This is a genomic window from Streptomyces sp. NPDC107562, assembly GCF_055657325.1.
This window is the reverse complement of sequence record NZ_JBVKBE010000003.1, coordinates 233,676-253,725: the sequence shown is the minus strand read 5'-3', so window position 1 is coordinate 253,725 and position 20,050 is coordinate 233,676. Positions and strand designations below refer to the sequence as shown.

Below are 20,050 nucleotides of genomic sequence, written 5' to 3'. Positions count from 1 at the left end.
AGCAAGATCGAATGCAAGGTTCGCCGCCGGTCTTTTCCGAGTTGAGACCTCGCGGAAATATGAGTCCCCAGCGGGTTCCTTGACTGAAAAATTCAGGACATGCCGCCGCGAACGACTCAGCCAACACCCTTGACAGCATCGACAACTTGGGCCACTACTGGTCCTTGCGCACAGAATTTGACAACGTTGTCCACAGCGCGCAGGGAGTGGGTTGGCGGATGCGCCACAGAGTTCGGCACAGATGGAGTACGGCGGTCGGGACAACGGCCGCCCTTGTCATGGCCGTCGGTTCACAGGGCGTGGCCGTCGCCCTGCCGGAGGCACCCGCCGCCGACCGGGAGTTCACGTCCTCGTTCGAGACCGGGGAACCGGCGCCGGACTGGCTGAACACGGTCGACACCGCGCCGGACGGCAGCAAGCGCGCCGCCGGCGTGGACGGCGGCTACAGCAGCGGCATTCCGGGCAATGTGACCGACCACGTCACCGATGTGCGGGCGAACGGCGAGAACGCCGGTGCCGGCGAGGTGAAGGAGAGCCTGGTCGACACCGAGCCCACCACCAAGTGGCTGACCTTCACGCCCACGGGCTGGGTCGAGTTCGACCTCGACAAGCCGGTGAAACTGGCGCGCTACGCCCTCACTTCGGCCAACGACCACGACGAACGCGATCCGGCGGACTGGACGCTCCAGGGGTCCACGGACGGCAAGGACTGGAAGACCCTGGACAGCCGCTCCGGTGAGGCCTTCTCGGAGCGTTTCCAGACGAAGACGTACGACATCGCGCAGACCGCCGCCGCCGAGTACCAGCACTACCGGCTGGACATCACCAAGAACAACGGCGGAACCATTCTGCAGTTGGCGGACGTGCAGTTCTCCACCGGCGGCAGCGACGGCCCCGTGCCCCAGGACATGCTGTCGCTGGTCGACCGCGGCCCGAGCGGCTCGCCCACCGCGAAGGCGGGCGCCGGCTTCACCGGCAAGCGGGCGCTGCGCTACGCCGGCCGGCACACCGCCGACGGCCGGGCCTACTCGTACAACAAGATCTTCGACGTGGACGTGGCCGTCGGCCGGGACACCGCGCTCTCGTACCGGATCTTCCCGTCGATGGCGGACGGCGACCGGGACTACGACGCCACGAACGTCTCCGTCGACCTCGCCTTCACCGACGGCACCCACCTCAGCGGCCTCGGGGCGAAGGACCAGCACGGCTTCGGGCTGACCCCGCGCGCGCAGGGCGATGCCAAGGTGCTCTACGTCAACCAGTGGAACAACGTCGTCTCCCGGATCGGCTCGGTGGCGGCCGGCAAGACCGTCGACCGCATCCTGGTGGCGTACGACTCACCCGCCGGTCCGGCGAAGTTCCGCGGCTGGGTGGACGACGTCTCGCTGGCCGTGAAGGCGCCCGAGAAGCCCAAGGCGCACGTGTCCGACTACGCGCTCACCACGCGCGGCACCAACTCCAGCGGCGGCTTCTCGCGCGGCAACAACTTCCCGGCGACCGCCGTGCCGCACGGCTTCAACTTCTGGACGCCGGTGACCAACGCCGGTTCGCTCAGCTGGCTGTACGACTACGCACGTGCGAACAACGCGGACAACCTGCCGACGGTCCAGGCGTTCAGCGCGAGCCACGAGCCGAGCCCGTGGATGGGTGACCGGCAGACCTTCCAGGTGATGCCGTCCGCCGCCAGCGGCACCCCGGACATCGCCCGGACGGCGCGTGCGCTGCCCTTCCGGCACGAGAACGAGGTCGCGCGTCCGCACTACTACGGGGTGCGCTTCGAGAACGGCCTGAAGGCCGAGATGACGCCGACGGACCACGCGGCGATGCTCCGGTTCACCTATCCGGGCGACGACGCGAGCGTCCTGTTCGACAACGTGACCGACCAGGCCGGCCTGACCCTGGACCAGGAGACCGGCGTCGTGACCGGGTACTCGGACGTGAAGTCCGGCCTGTCCACGGGCGCGACCCGGCTCTTCGTCTACGGCACCTTCGACAAGCCGGTGAAGGAGGGCTCGTCGAGCGGGGTGAAGGGCTACCTGCGCTTCGACGCGGGCGCCGACCGCACGGTCACGCTGCGCCTGGCGACCTCGCTGATCAGCATCGACCAGGCCAAGGACAACCTGCGCCAGGAGATGCCGGAGGGCACCTCCTTCGAGTCGGTCAAGGCCAAGGCCCAGCGGCTGTGGGACCGGCTGCTCGGCAAGGTCGAGGTCGAGGGCGCGACGCCGGACCAGCTGACCACGCTGTACTCCAGCCTCTACCGGCTGTACCTGTACCCCAACTCGGGCTTCGAGAAGGTCGGTTCCACCTACAAGTACGCCTCCCCGTTCTCCCCGATGACGGGTCCGGACACCCCGACCCACACCGGCGCGAAGATCGTCGACGGCAAGGTGTACGTCAACAACGGGTTCTGGGACACCTACCGCACGACCTGGCCGGCGTACTCGCTGCTGTCACCCCGCCAGGCGGGGGAGATGGTCGACGGCTTCGTGCAGCAGTACAAGGACGGCGGCTGGACCTCGCGCTGGTCCTCGCCCGGCTACGCGGACCTGATGACCGGCACCTCCTCGGACGTCGCGTTCGCGGACGCGTACGTCAAGGGTGTCGACTTCGACGAGAAGGCGGCGTACGACGCGGCGGTGAAGAACGCCACAGTCGTGCCGCCCGCGTCGGGCGTGGGCCGCAAGGGCATGGCGACCTCCCCCTTCCTCGGCTACACCAGCACCGAGACCCACGAGGGCCTGTCGTGGGCGCTGGAGGGCTACCTCAACGACTACGGCATCTCCCGAATGGGCCGGACGCTGTACGAGAAGACCGGGGACAAGCGCTACAAGGAGGAGTCGGAGTACTTCCTGAACCGCGCCCAGGAGTACGTGAACCTCTTCGACTCGGAGGCGGGGTTCTTCCAGGGCCGCGACGCCAAGGGTGACTGGCGGGTGGAGTCCTCGCAGTACGACCCGCGGGTCTGGGGCCACGACTACACCGAGACCAACGGGTGGGGCTACGCCTTCACCGCCCCGCAGGACAGCCGGGGGCTCGCCAACCTGTACGGCGGGCGTGCCGGGCTCGGCGACAAGCTGGACGAGTACTTCTCCACGCCGGAGACGGCCTCGCCCGAGTTCGTCGGGTCCTACGGCGGTGTCATCCATGAGATGACGGAGGCCCGGGACGTCCGGATGGGCATGTACGGGCACTCCAACCAGGTCGCCCACCACGCCATCTACATGTACGACGCGGCCGGGCAGCCCTGGAAGGCGCAGGAGAAGGTCCGTGAGGTGCTGTCCCGCCTCTACACCGGCAGCGAGATCGGCCAGGGCTACCACGGTGACGAGGACAACGGCGAGCAGTCGGCCTGGTTCCTGTTCTCCGCGCTCGGCTTCTACCCGCTGGTGATGGGCAGCGGCGACTACGCAGTCGGCTCGCCCCTGTTCACCAAGGCCACGGTGCATCTGGAGAACGGCCGGGACCTGGTGGTCAAGGCGCCGAGGAACAGCGCGAAGAACGTCTACGTGCAGGGGCTCAAGGTCAACGGCCGTACCTGGACGTCGACCTCGCTGCCGCACTCGCTGCTGGCCAAGGGCGGGGTGCTGGAGTTCGACATGGGGCCGAAGCCGTCCAAGTGGGGCACGGGCAGGAACGCGGCGCCGGTCTCCGTCACCCAGGACGACAAGGTGCCGGCTCCCCGCGCGGACCTGAGCACCGGCGAGGGCGCCCTCTTCGACAACACCTCGGCGACGAACGCGAGCGTGACGTCCGTGGAGGTGCCGGTGTCCGGCCGGTCCAAGGCAGTCCAGTACACGCTGACATCCGGCGACCACACGAAGGCCCCGACCGGGTGGACGCTCCAGGGCTCGGTGGACGGCGAGCGGTGGCGGACGCTGGACGAGCGGGCGGGCGAGTCCTTCCGGTGGGACCGGCAGACCAGGGCGTTCTCCGTGCCCCGGGCCGGTGACTACACCAGGTACCGCCTGGTCCTGACCGGTGAGGCCACCCTCTCGGAGGTCGAACTGCTCGGCCGGTGAGGACACCGGGATCCGGTGCGGCGCCTCCCGCGCGGCTTGTCGCGGGGGGCGCCGCTTCCTTGTCCCGACCTCTCGCGCCCCGCCCGGGGAGGCGCAGCCACCGCCTTACGCGTCTCCTGCCCGGGCCGCCGTAGGATCATTCGGAGCGGGCTCTCCTCACGCGGGGAGTACGCCTGCCGGGGGGTACGACGTTCGAACAGCGGAGGCACCGGCACCATGGACGAGGGACACTCCCCCGACAACGACTCGCTCAAAGCGGCGGCGGAGGTGTTCGAGCAACTGCGTCCCCGGCTGTTCGGCATCGCCTACCGCATCCTGGGCAGCGCCTCCGAGGCGGAGGACGTGGTGCAGGACGTGTGGATGCGCTGGCAGGACACCGACCGGAGTGTCGTGCTGGAGCCGGCGGCCTTCCTGGCGAAGATCACCACCCGGCTGGCGATCAACGTGGCGCAGTCGGCGCGGGTCCGCCGTGAGGCCTATGTGGGGCCGTGGCTGCCGGAGCCCGTGGACACCAGCGTGGATCCGCAGGTCGGCGCGGAGCGCGGTGAGGCGCTGGAGATGGCCGTGCTGCTGGTCCTGGAGAAGCTGAACCCGGTGGAGCGGGCCGCCTACGTGCTGCGGGAGGCGTTCGACTACGCCTACGAGGAGATCGCGGGCATGCTGCGGCTCACGCAGGCCAATACGCGCCAGATCGTCAGCCGGGCCCGCAAGCGCCTGTCCACCGAGCGCCGGGCCCCCGTCGACACGGCGCAGCACCGGCGGCTGCTCGACGCCTTCGTCGCCGCCGCGCGGGGCGGCGACGTCACCGCGCTGGAGCACGTGCTGTCGACCGACGCGGTCGCCTACGCCGACGGCAACGGCATGCGCGGCGTGGCCAGGCTGAAGGTCATGGGCGCCGCCAGGGTGGCGATGATCTGCGGCTCCGCGAAGAAGTTCTTCCCCCGGGCGGAGTACAGCGTGGTGGAGGCCAACGGCATGCCGAGCGTGCTGCTGGTCCAGGACGGGGCCGTCGTCGCCCTGGTGAGCCTCACCGTGGGGCCGGACGGCATCGACGGGGTCTACTGGGTCCTGACGCCGGAGAAGCTGCAGGCCTACGAGCACTCGGCCCAGCGGCTCACGAGCCACCCCTGACGGTCGCGCGGACACGACGAAGGCCGCATCCCCGAAGCCCAGGGATGCGGCCCGATCGCCGTGCCTGCGGTCCTACTTGCGGATCAGGCTGCGCAGCACGTACTGCATGATGCCGCCGTTGCGGTAGTAGTCCGCCTCACCGGGGGTGTCGATGCGGACGACCGCGTCGAAGTCGACGCCGGTGTCGGTGGTGACCTTGACCGTGCGCGGCGTGGTGCCGTCGTTGAGCTCGGTGACGCCGGAGAAGGAGAAGGTCTCCTCGCCGGTCAGGCCGAGGGAGGCGGCGGACTCGCCCTCCGGGAACTGCAGCGGCAGGACGCCCATGCCGATGAGGTTCGAGCGGTGGATGCGCTCGTAGGACTCGGCGATGACGGCCTTGACGCCGAGCAGCGCGGTGCCCTTGGCGGCCCAGTCACGGGACGAGCCGGAGCCGTACTCCTTGCCCGCGAGCACGACGAGCGGGATGCCCTGCTCGATGTAGTTGCGCGAGGCGTCGTAGATGAAGGAGACCGGGCCGTCGGCCTGGGTGAAGTCGCGGGTGTAGCCGCCCTCGGTGCCCGGCGCGATCTGGTTGCGCAGGCGGATGTTGGCGAACGTGCCGCGGATCATGACCTCGTGGTTGCCGCGGCGGGAGCCGTAGCTGTTGAAGTCGCGGCGCTCGACGCCGTGCTCCGTGAGGTACTGGCCGGCCGGGGTGTCGGCCTTGATGGCACCGGCCGGGGAGATGTGGTCGGTGGTGACCGAGTCGCCCAGCTTGGCGAGCACCCGGGCGCCGGCGATGTCCTGGACCGGGTCCGGCTCCATGCGCATGCCCTCGAAGTACGGGGGCTTGCGGACGTAGGTGGACTCGGCGTCCCACTCGAAGGTGTTGCCGGTCGGGATCGGCAGCGCCTGCCACTGGGCGTCGCCCGCGAAGACGTCGCTGTAGGACTTGGAGAACATGTCCTCGCCGATGGCACCCGCGACGACGTCGTTGACCTCGGCCTCGGTCGGCCAGATGTCCTGCAGGTAGACCGGCTTGCCGTCCTGGTCGGTGCCCAGGGCGTCCTTGGTGACGTCCACCTTCATGGAGCCGGCCAGCGCGTAGGCGACGACCAGCGGCGGGGACGCCAGGTAGTTCATCTTGACGTCGGGGTTGATACGGCCCTCGAAGTTCCGGTTGCCGGAGAGGACCGAGGTGACGGCGAGGTCGTGGTCGTTGACGGCCTGGGAGACCTCCTCCGGCAGCGGGCCGGAGTTGCCGATGCAGGTGGTGCAGCCGTAGCCGACGAGGTTGAAGCCCACCTTGTCGAGGTACGGGGTCAGGCCCGCCTTCTCGAAGTAGTCGGTGACGACCTTGGAGCCCGGGGCCAGGGTGGTCTTGACCCACGGCTTGCGGGTCAGGCCCTTCTCGACCGCCTTCTTGGCCACCAGCGCGGCGGCGACCATGACGTACGGGTTCGAGGTGTTGGTGCAGGAGGTGATGGCCGCGACCGTCACCGCGCCGTGGTCGATCTCGTACGACGAGCCGTCGGGGGCGGTCACGGTGACCGGGTTGGACGGGGCGCCGTTCGGGGCGACGGCCGGGGCGTCGGAGGCCGGGAAGGACTCCTGGCCCGCCTCGTCCACGGCGTCGACGTAGTTGCGCACGTCCTGCTTGAACTGCTCGGCGGCGTTCGCGAGGACGATGCGGTCCTGCGGGCGCTTCGGGCCGGCGATGGAGGGGACGACCGTGGAGAGGTCGAGCTCCAGCTTCTCGGAGAAGTCCGGCTCGGCGGCCGGGTCCAGCCACAGGCCCTGCTGCTTGGCGTACGCCTCGACGAGCGCGACCTGCTGCTCGGAGCGGCCGGTCAGGCGCAGGTAGTTCAGCGTCTCATCGTCTACGGGGAAGATCGCGGCGGTGGAGCCGAACTCCGGCGACATGTTGCCGATGGTGGCGCGGTTGGCGAGGCTGGTGGCGGCGACGCCCTCGCCGTAGAACTCGACGAACTTGCCGACGACGCCGTGCTTGCGGAGCATCTCGGTGATGGTCAGCACGAGGTCGGTGGCGGTGGTGCCCGGCTTGAGTTCACCGGTGAGCTTGAAGCCGACGACGCGCGGAATGAGCATCGAGACCGGCTGGCCGAGCATCGCGGCCTCGGCCTCGATGCCGCCGACGCCCCAGCCGAGGACACCGAGGCCGTTGACCATGGTGGTGTGCGAGTCGGTGCCGACCAGGGTGTCGGGGTAGGCCTTGCCGTCACGGACCATGACGACGCGGGCCAGATGCTCGATGTTCACCTGGTGGACGATGCCGGTGCCGGGCGGGACGACCTTGAACTCGTCGAAGGCGGTCTGGCCCCAGCGCAGGAACTGGTAGCGCTCCTTGTTGCGGCCGTACTCCAGGTCGACGTTGATCTTGAAGGCGTCGTTCGTGCCGAACTTGTCGGCGATGACGGAGTGGTCGATGACCAGCTCGGCCGGGGCCAGCGGGTTGATCTTCGCCGGGTCGCCGCCGAGCTCCTTGACGGCCTCGCGCATGGTGGCGAGGTCGACGACACAGGGGACGCCGGTGAAGTCCTGCATGATCACGCGGGCCGGCGTGAACTGGATCTCCTGGGACGGCTGGGCCTGCGAGTCCCAGCCGCCGAGGGCGCGGATGTGGTCGGCGGTGATGTTCGCGCCGTCCTCGGTGCGGAGCAGGTTCTCCAGCAGGACCTTAAGGCTGTAGGGGAGCCGGGCCGAGCCCTCCACCTTGTCCAGGCGGAAGATCTCGTACGACTCGTCGCCCACCTGCAACGTGCTGCGGGCGTCGAAGCTGTTCGCCGACACGACGGTCTCCTTCATTCATGTGCGCGTACCACCGCATCCTGCCGCCACGCCGTCCTGGCCGATCCGCTAAGGTAAGGCTAAGTTAGGTAACCCTTAGTGCCAGACCTGGTGAGGGCGTGCAACCGCGGTGCGCCTCGGCAGATATCTCGATGTCGAGATAACTCTAGTACATGGGGGCTGGATGGTCATGCCCTGACCCCCGCACCACGGGCCCCGGACCCCCGCACCACGGGCACGGGGGACGGCGCGGAGCGGGGTTCAGCCGCCCGGCGTGATGTCCCGCAGGCCGCTCTCCGCATGGGCGATCGCGGCGGGGTGGCCGAAGAGGCCCGGCAGTCCGCCGCTGTGCAGGAAAATCGTGCGGCGCCCGGGGACGACGGATCCGGCCGCCACCGCGGCGGCCAGGCCGGCCAGCGCCCGCCCCGAGTACACCGGGTCCAGGACCAGGCCCTCGGTTCGGGCGGCGAGCGTCAGGGCGTCCGCGACCGCGGGAGTGAGGACGCCGTACCCCTCCCCCACCTGGTCGTGCAGGGCGAGCTCGCCCGGCGTCACCGGCCGGCCGCCCGCTTCGGTCGCCATCGCGGCCACCGCCCGCGCCGGATCGGGCAGCGCGCCCGTGTCGACCCCCAGCACACGCTGCGGACCCATCTCGGCGACCAGCCCCGCCATGGTGCCGCCCGAACCCACCGCGACCACTACGGTCGCCACGTCCGGCGCCTCCGCCAGCAGTTCGCGCCCGCACTCCGCATAGCCCCGTGCGCCGAGCGCGTTCGAACCGCCGAACGGGAGGAGCGCCGGCCGCCGCCCCTCCGCCACCAGGCGCGCCACCGTCCGGGACGCCGCCGCGTCCAGGCCGTCGGCGTCGACGTCGCCCGCCCGGACGATCCGGGCGCCGAAGAGGCCGTCCAGCGCCAGATTCCCGGACCCGCCCAGGCCCCGGAAGGTGGGGAGGACCAGCACGGCCGCCAAGCCGAGGCGCGCCGCGGCTGCCGCCGTCAGCCGGGCGTGATTGCTCTGCGGGGCACCCGTGGTCACCAGCGTGTCGGCACCCTGGGCCAGCGCGGCGCCCACCGTCCACTCCAGTTTGCGGACCTTGTTCCCGCCGCCCCCGAGACCGGTCAGGTCGTCGCGCTTCACCCACAGATCGCCCGCGTCGAGGCCGAGGGCGGCGGCGAGGCGGGGCGCCGGTTCCAGGGGCGTCGGCCACGTGCCCAGCCGTACCGGGCGCACGGGGCCGGAGGTGTCGTCCATGCTCTTCCCTTCCCTTCCTTTCCCTTCCATCGTCCTCTCCGAATTCGCCATCACCACGTCAAGTCGGGGTAACCGAAGGTGAGCGAGCCGGAAGGACCGGCGCACCACAGTCGGAGGGGACACGCATGCCACTCACGTTCCGCAAGAGTTTCCAGATCCTGCCCGGGGTGCGGCTCAACATCAACAAGCGCTCCTGGTCCATCACGACCGGCGGCAAGAACGGCCCCCGGCACACCCACAGCAGCACCGGACGTCGTACGACATCGATGGATTTGCCCGGACCTTTCGGATGGCGCAGCACCCGTACGAAGCGGCGGCGTTGACGGGTCGTCACCCGGGCGGACCCCCCAGGAGGCGGCATCTCATATCTGAGATAGCCTCAACCTCATGGCAGACGACTACCTCGTACGCATCGGCAAGCTCATCCGTGACGCCCGGCAGCACCGGGGCTGGACGCAGTCGCAGCTCGCCGAGGCGCTCGGCACCAGCCAGAGCGCCGTCAATCGCATCGAGCGCGGCAATCAGAACATCAGCCTTGAGATGATCGCCCGAATCGGTGAAGCTCTCGACAGTGAGATCGTCTCTCTGGGCTACGCGGGTCCGATGCATCTGCGGGTGGTCGGAGGTCGCCGGCTCTCCGGAGCCATCGACGTGAAGACGAGCAAGAACGCGTGCGTGGCGCTGCTGTGCGCCTCGCTGCTCAACAAGGGGCGCACGGTGCTGCGTCGGGTCGCCCGCATCGAGGAGGTGTACCGCCTCCTGGAGGTGCTGGGGTCCATCGGTGTCCGGGCACGCTGGATCAACGACGGCGTCGACCTGGAGATCGTCCCGCCGGCCGATCTGGACCTGGGGTCCATCGACGCCGAGGCGGCCCGCCGCACCCGCTCCATCATCATGTTCCTCGGCCCGCTGCTGCACCGCATGGACCGCTTCAAGCTGCCGTACGCCGGCGGCTGCGACCTCGGCACGCGCACCATCGAGCCGCACATGATCGCGCTGCGCCGGTTCGGCCTGGACATCACCGCGACGGAGGGTCAGTACCACGCCGTGGTCGACCAGTCGGTGCGGCCGGACCGCCCGATCGTCCTGACCGAGCGCGGCGACACGGTGACGGAGAACGCGCTGCTTGCCGCGGCCCGCCACGACGGCGTGACCGTCATCCGCAACGCCTCCTCCAACTACATGGTCCAGGACCTCTGCTTCTTCCTGGAGGCGCTAGGCGTCAAGGTCGAGGGCATCGGCACCACCACGCTCACGGTGCACGGCATGCCGACCATCGACGTCGACGTGGACTACTCCCCCTCCGAGGACCCGGTCGAGGCGATGAGCCTGGTCGCCGCCGCGGTGGTCACCGAGTCGGAGCTGACGGTGCGCCGGGTGCCGATCGAGTTCCTGGAGATCGAGCTGGCGGTCCTGGAGGAGATGGGCCTCGACCACGACCGCACCCCCGAGTACGTCGCCGACAACGGCCGTACGCGGCTGGTGGACCTGACCGTGCGGCCCTCCAAGCTGGAAGCGCCGATCGACAAGATCCACCCGATGCCGTTCCCCGGCCTGAACATCGACAACGTCCCGTTCTTCGCGGCGATCGCGGCGGTCGCGCAGGGCAAGACGCTCATCCACGACTGGGTCTACGACAACCGCGCGATCTACCTCACGGACCTGAACCGCCTCGGCGGCCGGCTCCAGCTCCTCGACCCGCACCGCGTCCTGGTCGAGGGCCCGACCCGCTGGCGCGCCGCAGAGATGATGTGCCCGCCGGCGCTGCGTCCGGCCGTGGTCGTGCTGCTGGCGATGATGGCGGCGGACGGCACGTCGGTGCTGCGCAACGTGTATGTCATCAACCGGGGTTACGAGGATCTGGCGGAGCGGCTGAACTCCATCGGGGCGCAGATCGAGATCTTCCGGGACATCTGAGGCGGCTCGTCGCCGCGTCCCGGGTGGGGCGCGGCGGCGGGCGTGACGCCCGTGGCAGGCGACGTTCAGCGAGATCGGTGACGACGTGTGACCGGAACGCTACGATGACTCATCGGCTGAGCGAGTGCGGGGGCGTGATGACGACAGCCATCCATGAGCGGTACACGAAAGAGATCTACAACGGGCTCGGCTACTTCGCGGTGTGGATGCCGAACAGCCCGGTGTCGCTCGGGGACGTCGGGGTACTGCGCGGTCGACGCTTTCACCGGATGACTTCGCTCGCGGATCTCGGCATCGCCTTCGAGACGGTCGGCCCGGGGGTCCCCATGGCCCACAGCTACTCGTCCGCCGGGGAGGTCGACGTCGCCGTGAGCGGCGAGGTGGGCACCCCTGAAGTTCTGGGGCTTGCACCGCAGTTGACGGTCACCGTGACCTTTCACAAGGCGCACGCCACGTACCTGCGCGCGGTGGGGTGCACGGAGGAGGTGCTCGGCGACCACCTGAGCCTCCAGCGCGCCATCGCGGACCTGCGCGAGGCCGGCGTCTGGCGCCGTGAGTACGTCATCGTGACGAAGCTGGTCAAGACCGGCCCCGCGGTGATCCTGGTCTCCAGCAGCGGAGGTACGCGCGTGGAGTTCCAGGCCTCCGTCGATCTGGCCCCGATGTCCCTGCCCCTCGTGTCGGCCGGCCCCGGCATCGGTACGTCGACCGGCTCCGCCCTCGCCGCCGAAGCGGTCACCCTCGACGGCGGGCTCACCCCGCTCTTCGAACTCAGCGCGATGCGCCAAGGACTGAGCGCACGGCCCAGGCTCCGGATCCGCGGCCCAGGCGCCGGTGCGAGCAACACCACGTCGGACAAGTGGCAGTTGGCTCCGCTGTCCTGGGAGGACTTCGCCCAGGACAGTGTCTCCCCGGTCTGAATGATCAGCTGGGCCTCCACGAGTCATCCTTCCTGCACCAGCGAGGAGCCATGGCGGAGCCACCCCTGGACGAAAACGCCCGTCGCCTGCTGACGGTGATCGACAGCTTGCCGGTGCGGCTGCCGGAACGGAAACGGGTAGTGGACGCCCTGGACATGGTCGCCACCACGGAGTGGACCCAGGTGCGGATCGCCCTGCCGCAGCAGCGCGTCGACTCCCTGCTCCTGTCACGGCCGGACGCCTCCGCCGAACTTGCCGACGTCCTCGCCGTCGCCCGCACCGCCGCTCGCCTCTACGGCTTCGAGCACGTCGGCGTGGGCCTGATCGCCGTCGCACTCGTGCTCACCGCGCGGAACGGTTCGCAGTCCACGGACGTCGACGTCGTCAGCGAGGCCTTCGGACTCGGCCATCTGGAGAACTCGTCGGAGGTGCTCAACCAGTTTCTGCTGGCGAGGGAGCGCGGCGAGCCGGCCACCGGCGGTCTCCGGGAGCCGACGGAGGGTCTCGCCTGGGGACCCACACCGAAAGGCAGACGACGTCAACGCACGGCGCTCGTCTGCCTGTACACGGCGCGCGGTGCCGCTTTCGTCGCCCTGCTGGTCCTCGCCGTCACCCAGCACGGCGGCTGGCTCGCCTGGCTGGTCGCCTTCGCGGCCGTACCGTCATCCAAGGACGTGCACCGAAGGCCGCTGGACCTGGCCGACGACTTGCCCGTGGGTGAACTGCCACTGCGCTGGCCGTGGCACGGGTGTCTCGCGGTGGTGGCCGCCGCCGCGGGCTTGGTGGACGCCGCCGCGGTCCTCACCGTCCTCTATCTGGCGCTGCCGTCGATCGCCCACTGGGGGGAGGCGGGCGAGGCGCGCCACCTCTGCATGGAGGGCCGGGAGGTACGAGGAACCGGCCGGCGGACGGCCACCAGCCAAGCGGTCGCCGAGAGCTATGCGGTGCGACGCCGATACCGGGAGCACGCACTCGTGCTGGTGCTCGCCGCGGCTCCCGCAGGTGTCCTCGCAGCGGTGGCCGACATGCCGTGGCCGCTCTACACCCTGACGGCTGTCTTCGTCTCACGTGGCCTCGGCGGACTCGCGGCCGTGGTCGCGGCGGTCGCGCTCATCACCGGAGACTTCTCCTGGGTTCTGCCGACGGCCGTCGCCCTGGGGCTGATCGCTCGTGCGGCCGTGGCCTGGCACCGGCGTCCTCCACTGGCCCGCGTCCCGCTCGACCGCCCGCCCGTGCACCGCGCGCTCGGAGCCGAAGGCCGCGCGGCCCTCCGGGCCCACCGGCTGCTTCGCCTGGGGCGCCCGGTGGCCGCGCTGCGCAGGCTCGACGCCGTCACGCACGCGGCTCACCGCCCCGAGACCGCTCTGCTGCGCGGATGGGCGCTGCTGGAGCACGGGCATCCAGGCGACGCCAAGAGCGCCGTCGCCGTCCTGGGCCGGGAGCCGACTGGGCCGGCCGCGCTGATCACCTGCCTCGCCGAACTCGATCTCGGGAACGCCGACGCGGCCGAAGCCGCCCTCCAAGGGCTCGATCCCACGCGGGACGAGTGGGCACGGCGCAGGCGTCGGGACATCCTCATCGCCGGGTTCAGGGTCGCGTTACTTCGCGGTACCGGCGAAGGACTCACCGAGTCGATCGCCCGGGAGGTGCCCGAGCGCGTCACCCGCCGCAACCTGACGACGGCCGTCGCCCTGCTGCGCCTGACCGCCGAGTCGGCACTGCCGACACGTCCCTCGCTCGCCTTCTACCTGGCCGGCGCCGCGCTCCTCCTCGCCCGTGCGGCCCAACCGGACTCTCTGGCCAAGGACTTCGGTCTCGCCGGTCGAGGCAGGACGGTGGCACTCGAGGTGGTCCGTTGCGGCGCGCTCACGAGTCTGGCGGACCTTCGGGCATCGCGTGAGGTGGACAGTGACACCGTCTCCGCGCTGAGCGCGGGCGACGGAGCGGCCGGCTTCCTGATGCGACTCGACCGGCCGATCGAAGCCGCGACCTATCTGAACGCCCTGGCCGACCGGCTGGCCACGGATCCGACGCACCGGCTCGCCGCGCTGACGAGCCGCGTCGAGGCTCTGGCCGTGCTCAACGCCACCCGGCACGAGCTGCGCAGCACGGAAGAACGCCGTCAGTGGTGGGGGGTCTTCGGCAAGACCATCGAGCATGCCATGCGGCAGGCGGCGGCCGGCGCGGACTGGCAGACCCTCGCCGAACTCATCGAGTCGGCCCGTCTCCAGCTCGGCCCGAACAGGGAGGACAGCGCCTTCGACGCCTCCCGGACCGTCGCCCCCTTCATCCGGGTGCGAGGCGCCTCCCGGCTGGAACAGGCTCACTGGTACCGGACCGAGCAGCCGCCCCGCGTCTTCGCCTTGGAGGACATGGCCGAGATCGCACTGGGAGCCGGCACCTGGTGGTGGAGCACCTGGGTCCACGAGGACACCCTGTTCTGGTCCCTCGTGCCGCCGAGCGGTCCGGTGACGGGCGGAACGCTCTCGCTCGCCGAAGGGACGGAAGCGGCTCGGGCCCTGTCCGACCTGAGGGACGCCCTGCCCGGCACCTACCCGGGCGAGGACGCTCTCGCCTGGGAGGACCGGGTGCTCAACAGCCCGCTCCTGGTGGGCCCGCCGCACGCCGAGTCGTCACTCGGACGTCGGCTGGGCGCACTGCTTCCGCCCCCGTTGTCACGTGCGCTCCTGGAAGGCCGCGGCAGGCTGCGGCTCGCCATCGCGCCCGCGGCGCAGTTCGGCCATGTCCCGTGGCCGGCCGTCGGCGTCCCGGGCGGCGAGCGGGACGTACGGCTCGTCGAGCGGTGTACCGCCGTGCTCGTGCCACCGGCCGGACTGCTCGCCCAGCTCGCCGACCGCCCGCGGTTGGACGACGCCCCACCGCTCGGCCTCGTCGTGGTGGAGCCGGGAGGTGATCTGCCCTGGGTGGACGAGGCGGAGCAGCTGCCGACAGCCCGACAGCTCCTCGGCCTGGTCCCGGAAGACGTCGAGACCATCACTCCGGCCGCCGACCTGTCCCTGCCGGAGTTCGCCGCGCGGTTGCGCGCCGTCGGCTCGGAGACGAGCGCGGTGTTCGTCTGCCATGTCGCCGAGGACGCCGCGTCAGGGCACCGGGGCGTCCAGCTCAGGCCCGGGAGCCCCGAGGACCCGCCCGCCGTACCCCCGCGTGTGCTGACCTCGCACATGCTCATCGACGCGCCGGACCAGTATCCGATGCCTCGTCAGATTCTTGTGCTCGCCTGTGACAGCGGCGACGTGGGCAACGTCTCGGCCGGCGAGTGGCTCGTCCTGGGCCCCGCCCTCTTGTGGGCCGGAGCCGACCGCCTCGTCGTCACCAGCTTCCCGGTCATCGACTCGGTGGCGGAGACCGAGTCCCAGGTCGCGTCCGAGGCCGCGGGCAGCGAGGGCGACGTGATCGACCAGCGCCTGCTGACGGCTCTCGTACGGCGGCAGCCTGTGATCGACGCGTTGCACGCCGTGCAGCGCGAACAGTTGGCACGCTGGCGCAGGACGGGCCGGGACGGCGCACCGATCCACTGGGGCGGACATCTGGCGATGGGAGCCTACGGAGAACTGGGCGTCCCCCGCTCCCTGCCACCGCTGCGACGGCGCTACGTGCACGACAGTGTGATGGGGCTCCTCGACGACGCCGCCGAAAACGCGGCCCGGGCAGGACGGCGCACCCTCACCCGCTGGGACCTCCTGGTCCAGCTCGGACTGTACGGTTTCGAGACGCCTCACGCCCTGCGCCGGTGGACCGGGCTGGCGCCCGTCTACCTCTACGTGCTCGCTGCGGAGGCGCGCCGTGCGGTGCTCAGACGCCGCCCCGGCGCGGCCGACGTACTGCCCGACGAGCAGGTCATGAGCCTGCTGACGGCTGCCGAGGCCATCGCCCAGGCCGCACGTCACCGGATCGTCGACGTGGAGCACGTCTTCGCGGCCTTCCTCGGCTCGGAGGGACTGCCGGGGTCCGCCGCGCGGACGATCTTCGGCTGGGACGGTCGGCATCCCGAAGTGGTCAAGGAGATCATCGGCGACACCCAGGACGGCTACCAGTACACCGGGCTCCGCGAACTCGCCCACCTCGCCGCAACGGCCGTCCCGTCGGTCTACGCGGCGCTGAGGGCCGAGGTGCCCGGCCCCGAGGATGCGGAACGCTGGCATGTCAACGACCGGCCGTGACGCGGCACCCGCACCAGGCGGCATTCGTCCGACCGGCGCAGCACAGGGCCGGCAAACGAACCACGCGGCCCGTCATGCGCTGAGGTTGCCGATGCCGTCGCCCAGTAGTTTCAGGCCGAAGACGAAGAAGAGGACGGCCATGATGGCGATGTTGTGCCGGGCGGCCCAGTCCTTCCAGCTGCCTAGCAGGCCGGTGGCCCGTTCGCCCATGAGCAGCAGGACGCCGAGCGGGACGACGATGCCCAGCGAGGCGATGACCACGAAGACCGCGAGGGTGGCGATCTGCTGACCCGGCGGCAGCCCGCTCGAACTGATCGAGGCTCCCGCGGCGATGGTCAGCGGAGCGTTCTTGAGGTTGGCCGCCGACAGGGCCACTCCCAGTCCGAAGACCTTCACCGGGGCGAGGCGGTCGATCGCGGCCATCCACTTCGGCAGCCGGGCCTCGGCGGCGTCCGCGGGGCGCTTGCGCCACAGCCGGGCGGCGAACACGAGCAGCGCCGCGCCCAGCACCAGTTGCAGGATGCCCACCCAGGTGGCCGGCTGCTTGTTCGTGGCGGCGCCGGAGGATCCCCCGATCGCGAGCATCGCCGCGCCCAGCGCGGACAGGCCCAGCATCCAGCCGACCGCGAACAGGAGCCCGTTCGGCCGCCCCCGGGGTGTGGCCAGCACGAGGATGATCGCGACGACCGGCAGGGGGCTGACGGCGACACCGGCCGCCAGCCCCAGGACGTCGCCGAGAGCGTTGCCCATGGTGCCTCCGGAAGCATGCGGGGACGCCGGGCCGGACCGTCGGACGCTCCGTTCGGCCGCCGCCCGGCAGCCGCGTCACCCGTCGCCCTGCTCGACGGGCAGATGGATCGGGCCGCGCAGGACGGGGCTGCGCCGGTAGGGCGGCGGGTCGGCGACCAGACGAGGCCGGTCGAGGCGGCGCACCAGTTCGGTCAGGGCGATCTGGGTCTCCCGCCGGGCCAGCGGGCCGCCGAAGCACAGGTGGATGCCGCTGCCGAAGCCGAGGTGCTGGTTGTCCCGCCGGTCGGGCACGAAACGGTCGGCGTCGTGGAACCGGTCCGGATCGCGACTGCCCGAGGCCAGCATGAGCATGATCTGGGATCCCTTGGGGATGACCGTGCCGGCGACGGTGATGGCGCTGTACGCCGCTCGCCAGGGAATGATGTGCACGGGGGGCTCGTAGCGCAGCAGTTCCTCCACCAGCGGCACGACCAGGCCGGGTTCGTCGCGCAGCCGCCGCAGCACCTGGGGGTGGCGCAGGAGCGTCAGCATGCCGTTGGTGATGAGGTTGACGGTGGTCTCGTGACCGGCGATCAGCAACAGGTTGGCGGTGGAGACGATTTCCTCGTCGGTCATCCGCCCGTCGGGCCCGTCGTCGTTGACCATCCGGGACAGCAGGTCGTCGGCGGGCCGGTCGTGGCGGGCCTCCACCAGGCCGCCGAGGTACCCGCGCAGGTCCTGGGTGGCCCGCCGGCCGTTCTCCAGTTTCTCCGGGGGATCCGTCCTCGGGTTGTAGTCGATCGACTCGATGATGTCGTTCACCCACAGCCGGAACCGCGGTTCGTCCTCGCGCGGCACGCCGAGCAGGCGGCAGATCACCGTGACAGGGAACGGGTAGGCGAAGTCGTCGACGACGTCGATCCGCTCCTTGCCGGCGAAGTCGTCGATCAGGCCGGAGACCGTGCTGGTCAGGTGCGGTTCCAGGCCGTTCACCAGCCCCGGGGTGTGCGGCGGGCCGAAGTGGCGCATCGCCATGCGCCGCAGGCGGTCGTGCTCGGGCGGGTCGAGGTTGATGAACGCCGGCGAGCTGCGTCCCTCGGCCGCTTCCATCGGACGCGCCAGATTGCGGACGTCGGAGCTGAGGTGCGGGTTGTGCAGGAGGTCCATGAGTTCGCGGTAGGTGCTGACGACGTAACTGCCGTCCTCCTGGAGGGCGACCGGCGTGCGGCGCAGTTCGGCGTAGAGGGGGTACGGGTCGGGCCGCGAGGAGTAGTCGAGTATGCGCTGCAGGGTGCCGTGCGTCTCGGTCGTGGTCATCTCACTCCGCTCCCTACCGGTGGTGCTGCTGCGCGGACGTGACGCGTCGCTCGCCCGGGTCGTGGCCGGTGACGACCACCGTGGCGCCCTGGGCGAGCAGGGTGGGGCCGGGGAAGTCCACGGGCACCGGTTTCGTGTCGGCCGGCTGGTCGGGCGCGGGGAAGGGCGGCGGGAAGGGCGCGGCCGTCTCGATCAGCTCCCGGTAGTGGTCGAGCCACTTGGCGTTGTTGAAGCTCACCGCGGCGGTGACGCGGCCCTGGTAGCCGTAGGCCGCGACGAAGCGGCGGTCGGCGACCGAGCCCTGGGTGACGACCACCTCGTCGGCGAACGTCGGTACGCCGACGGTCTTGATGTTGACGCCGAACTGGATCGACCAGAACACCGGGAGGGACAGGTGGGGCCAGCGGTCGGCCTGGCCGCTGACCATGTTGTGCGCCGCGACCTCGGCCTGCTCCACGGCGTTGGCCCAGTGCTCCAGGGAGATGAGCCGGTACTCGTAGATCGGGTTCGGGCAGCGTGCCACGTCTCCCGCGACGAAGACGTCGTCGGTGATCAGGCCGTTGAGGTCGAGGGCGCGGCAGCCCGTGTCGCAGGCTATGCCCCACACGCCCGCCGCGAGGCCCGAGTCCCGCAGCCAGTCGGTGTTGCGGATGCCGCCGAGCGCGACCACCGCCACGTCGGCGTCGATCGCGCTGCCGTCGTCGAAGTGGGCCCGTCGGAAACGCCCCTGCGCGTCGCCCTCCAGCCGCGTCACCTTGACGCCGCACCGCAGGTCGACGCCGTGGGCGCGCTGCATGTCCGCCGCGATGTCCCCGACCATGGCGCCCAGCGCCCCGACCAGCGGGGCCGGCGCGAGTTCCGCGACGGTCACCGGAATGTCCCGCTCACGGCAGATGGAGGCGATCTCGGACCCGGTGAATCCCGCGCCGATGACCAGGACGCGGGACGGCCCGGCCGCGAGGGCCCGCTGCAGGCCCTCGGCGTCCTCGCGAGTCCGGACGACGAACACCCCCTCCAGGGCCGCCTCGCTCTCGACGAACCAGGGGCGGGCCCGCACCCCGGTCGCGATCAGCACCCGGTCGAAGGGGATCTGCCGTCCGTCGGCGAGCCGGACGTGGTCGGTCGCGAGGTCGAGCCCGGTCGCCGGTACGCCCAGCAGCCACTCCGCGTCGATCTCGCGACGTCGCGGCAGCGTGGTGCCGTCGGCCGGAACCCACCCGGTCAGTACCTGCTTGGACAGGGGGGGCCGGTCGTAGGGCTCGCCCAGTTCGTCACCGATCAGGGTCAGCGAACCGGTGAAGCCCTCGTCGCGCAGGGCCTCCGCCGCCCGAAGTCCCGCCAGGGAGGCCCCGACGATCACGATGCGGCCGTCGCGCCGGAACGCACGCAGGTTGTCGGCGCTGGTCATGACGGCGCCCCTCCCGTCGGTGCGTCGTGTCCCTCCAACTGGTCGACCAGGATCGCCTGGAGCGGGCAGGCCGCCGCGGCACGCAGCACCTGCTCGCGTCCCGCGTCGTCGGGGTTCGGGGCGTACATCAGCGCTTCTTCGCCGTGCATCCGGAACGCGTCCGGAGCCAGGAACGCGCACTGCGCGTAGCCCTGGCACCGGGAAAGATCAACGACAACTCTCATCCCGACCTCCGCTGCGGGACTGTGGGCCCTTGCGGTCTCTGTCCCGGTTCTCGCGCACTGTGAGGGCGAGGGCGCACCGCGCTCGTCGGGTGTCGGGTTTCGGGTGTCCACAGGGCCTAGGGGGCGTCGCGTGCGAGGCGACCGGCGGCCGTGGCCGCCC

General features: G+C 70.7%; 12 protein-coding genes. 6 read left to right on the top strand and 6 right to left on the bottom strand.

What is annotated here, in order from left to right:
• Positions 1 to 278: 278 nt before the first annotated feature.
• Both ACZ7LV_RS11390 and sigJ read left to right on the top strand, forming a co-directional pair.
• Positions 279 to 4,022 carry a GH92 family glycosyl hydrolase gene (locus ACZ7LV_RS11390; RefSeq protein WP_471938135.1) on the top strand — a complete coding sequence of 1,248 codons (3,744 nt, stop codon included), beginning with the start codon at positions 279 to 281 and terminating at the stop codon, positions 4,020 to 4,022.
• A gap of 216 nt (positions 4,023 to 4,238) precedes the next feature.
• Entirely contained in the window at positions 4,239 to 5,153 is a 915-nt protein-coding gene (gene sigJ / locus ACZ7LV_RS11385) for an RNA polymerase sigma factor SigJ (protein WP_471938133.1), read from the top strand.
• Positions 5,154 to 5,225: 72 nt separating this feature from the next.
• Here the strand turns inward: sigJ and acnA are convergent, their stop codons facing one another.
• Together acnA and ACZ7LV_RS11375 are read right to left on the bottom strand one after the other, a co-directional pair.
• The gene (gene acnA, locus ACZ7LV_RS11380) at positions 5,226 to 7,943 is read right to left on the bottom strand and encodes an aconitate hydratase AcnA (RefSeq protein WP_471939178.1); all 2,718 of its coding nucleotides are present in this window, start codon (positions 7,941 to 7,943) and stop codon (positions 5,226 to 5,228) included.
• Between the two features lie 258 nt (positions 7,944 to 8,201).
• On the bottom strand, positions 8,202 to 9,194 hold the full coding sequence (locus ACZ7LV_RS11375) for a pyridoxal-phosphate dependent enzyme (RefSeq protein ID WP_471938131.1): 993 nt from the start codon (positions 9,192 to 9,194) through the stop codon (positions 8,202 to 8,204).
• 125 nt (positions 9,195 to 9,319) lie between these two features.
• Between ACZ7LV_RS11375 and ACZ7LV_RS11370 the strand changes: the two genes are divergently transcribed.
• The 4 genes from ACZ7LV_RS11370 to ACZ7LV_RS11355 all read left to right on the top strand — a co-directional run bounded on the left by ACZ7LV_RS11370 (position 9,320) and on the right by ACZ7LV_RS11355 (position 16,212).
• Complete coding sequence (locus tag ACZ7LV_RS11370; protein ID WP_471938129.1) at positions 9,320 to 9,517, top strand: DUF4236 domain-containing protein; 198 nt, start codon at positions 9,320 to 9,322, stop codon at positions 9,515 to 9,517.
• A 64-nt stretch (positions 9,518 to 9,581) separates the two neighbouring features.
• Positions 9,582 to 11,111, top strand: a complete 1,530-nt coding sequence (locus ACZ7LV_RS11365) for a helix-turn-helix domain-containing protein (protein ID WP_401678807.1) — start codon at positions 9,582 to 9,584, stop codon at positions 11,109 to 11,111.
• Between the two features lie 137 nt (positions 11,112 to 11,248).
• Positions 11,249 to 12,031 carry a hypothetical protein gene (locus ACZ7LV_RS11360; protein WP_471938127.1) on the top strand — a complete coding sequence of 261 codons (783 nt, stop codon included), beginning with the start codon at positions 11,249 to 11,251 and terminating at the stop codon, positions 12,029 to 12,031.
• A gap of 50 nt (positions 12,032 to 12,081) precedes the next feature.
• Entirely contained in the window at positions 12,082 to 16,212 is a 4,131-nt protein-coding gene (locus tag ACZ7LV_RS11355) for a CHAT domain-containing protein (RefSeq protein WP_471938125.1), read from the top strand.
• A 72-nt stretch (positions 16,213 to 16,284) separates the two neighbouring features.
• Here ACZ7LV_RS11355 and ACZ7LV_RS11350 read toward each other — a convergent pair whose 3' ends face one another.
• From ACZ7LV_RS11350 to ACZ7LV_RS11335, 4 genes are all read right to left on the bottom strand, one after another.
• Complete coding sequence (locus tag ACZ7LV_RS11350) at positions 16,285 to 16,962, bottom strand: GAP family protein (protein WP_471938123.1); 678 nt, start codon at positions 16,960 to 16,962, stop codon at positions 16,285 to 16,287.
• 75 nt (positions 16,963 to 17,037) lie between these two features.
• Complete coding sequence (locus tag ACZ7LV_RS11345) at positions 17,038 to 18,258, bottom strand: cytochrome P450 (protein ID WP_471938121.1); 1,221 nt, start codon at positions 18,256 to 18,258, stop codon at positions 17,038 to 17,040.
• 13 nt (positions 18,259 to 18,271) lie between these two features.
• Positions 18,272 to 19,666 carry an NAD(P)/FAD-dependent oxidoreductase gene (locus ACZ7LV_RS11340; protein WP_471938118.1) on the bottom strand — a complete coding sequence of 465 codons (1,395 nt, stop codon included), beginning with the start codon at positions 19,664 to 19,666 and terminating at the stop codon, positions 18,272 to 18,274.
• Positions 19,663 to 19,890, bottom strand: coding sequence for a ferredoxin (locus tag ACZ7LV_RS11335; protein ID WP_385376199.1), 228 nt, complete (start codon positions 19,888 to 19,890; stop codon positions 19,663 to 19,665). Before ACZ7LV_RS11335 ends, ACZ7LV_RS11340 begins: the two co-directional genes overlap by 4 nt.
• Positions 19,891 to 20,050 lie beyond the last annotated feature (160 nt).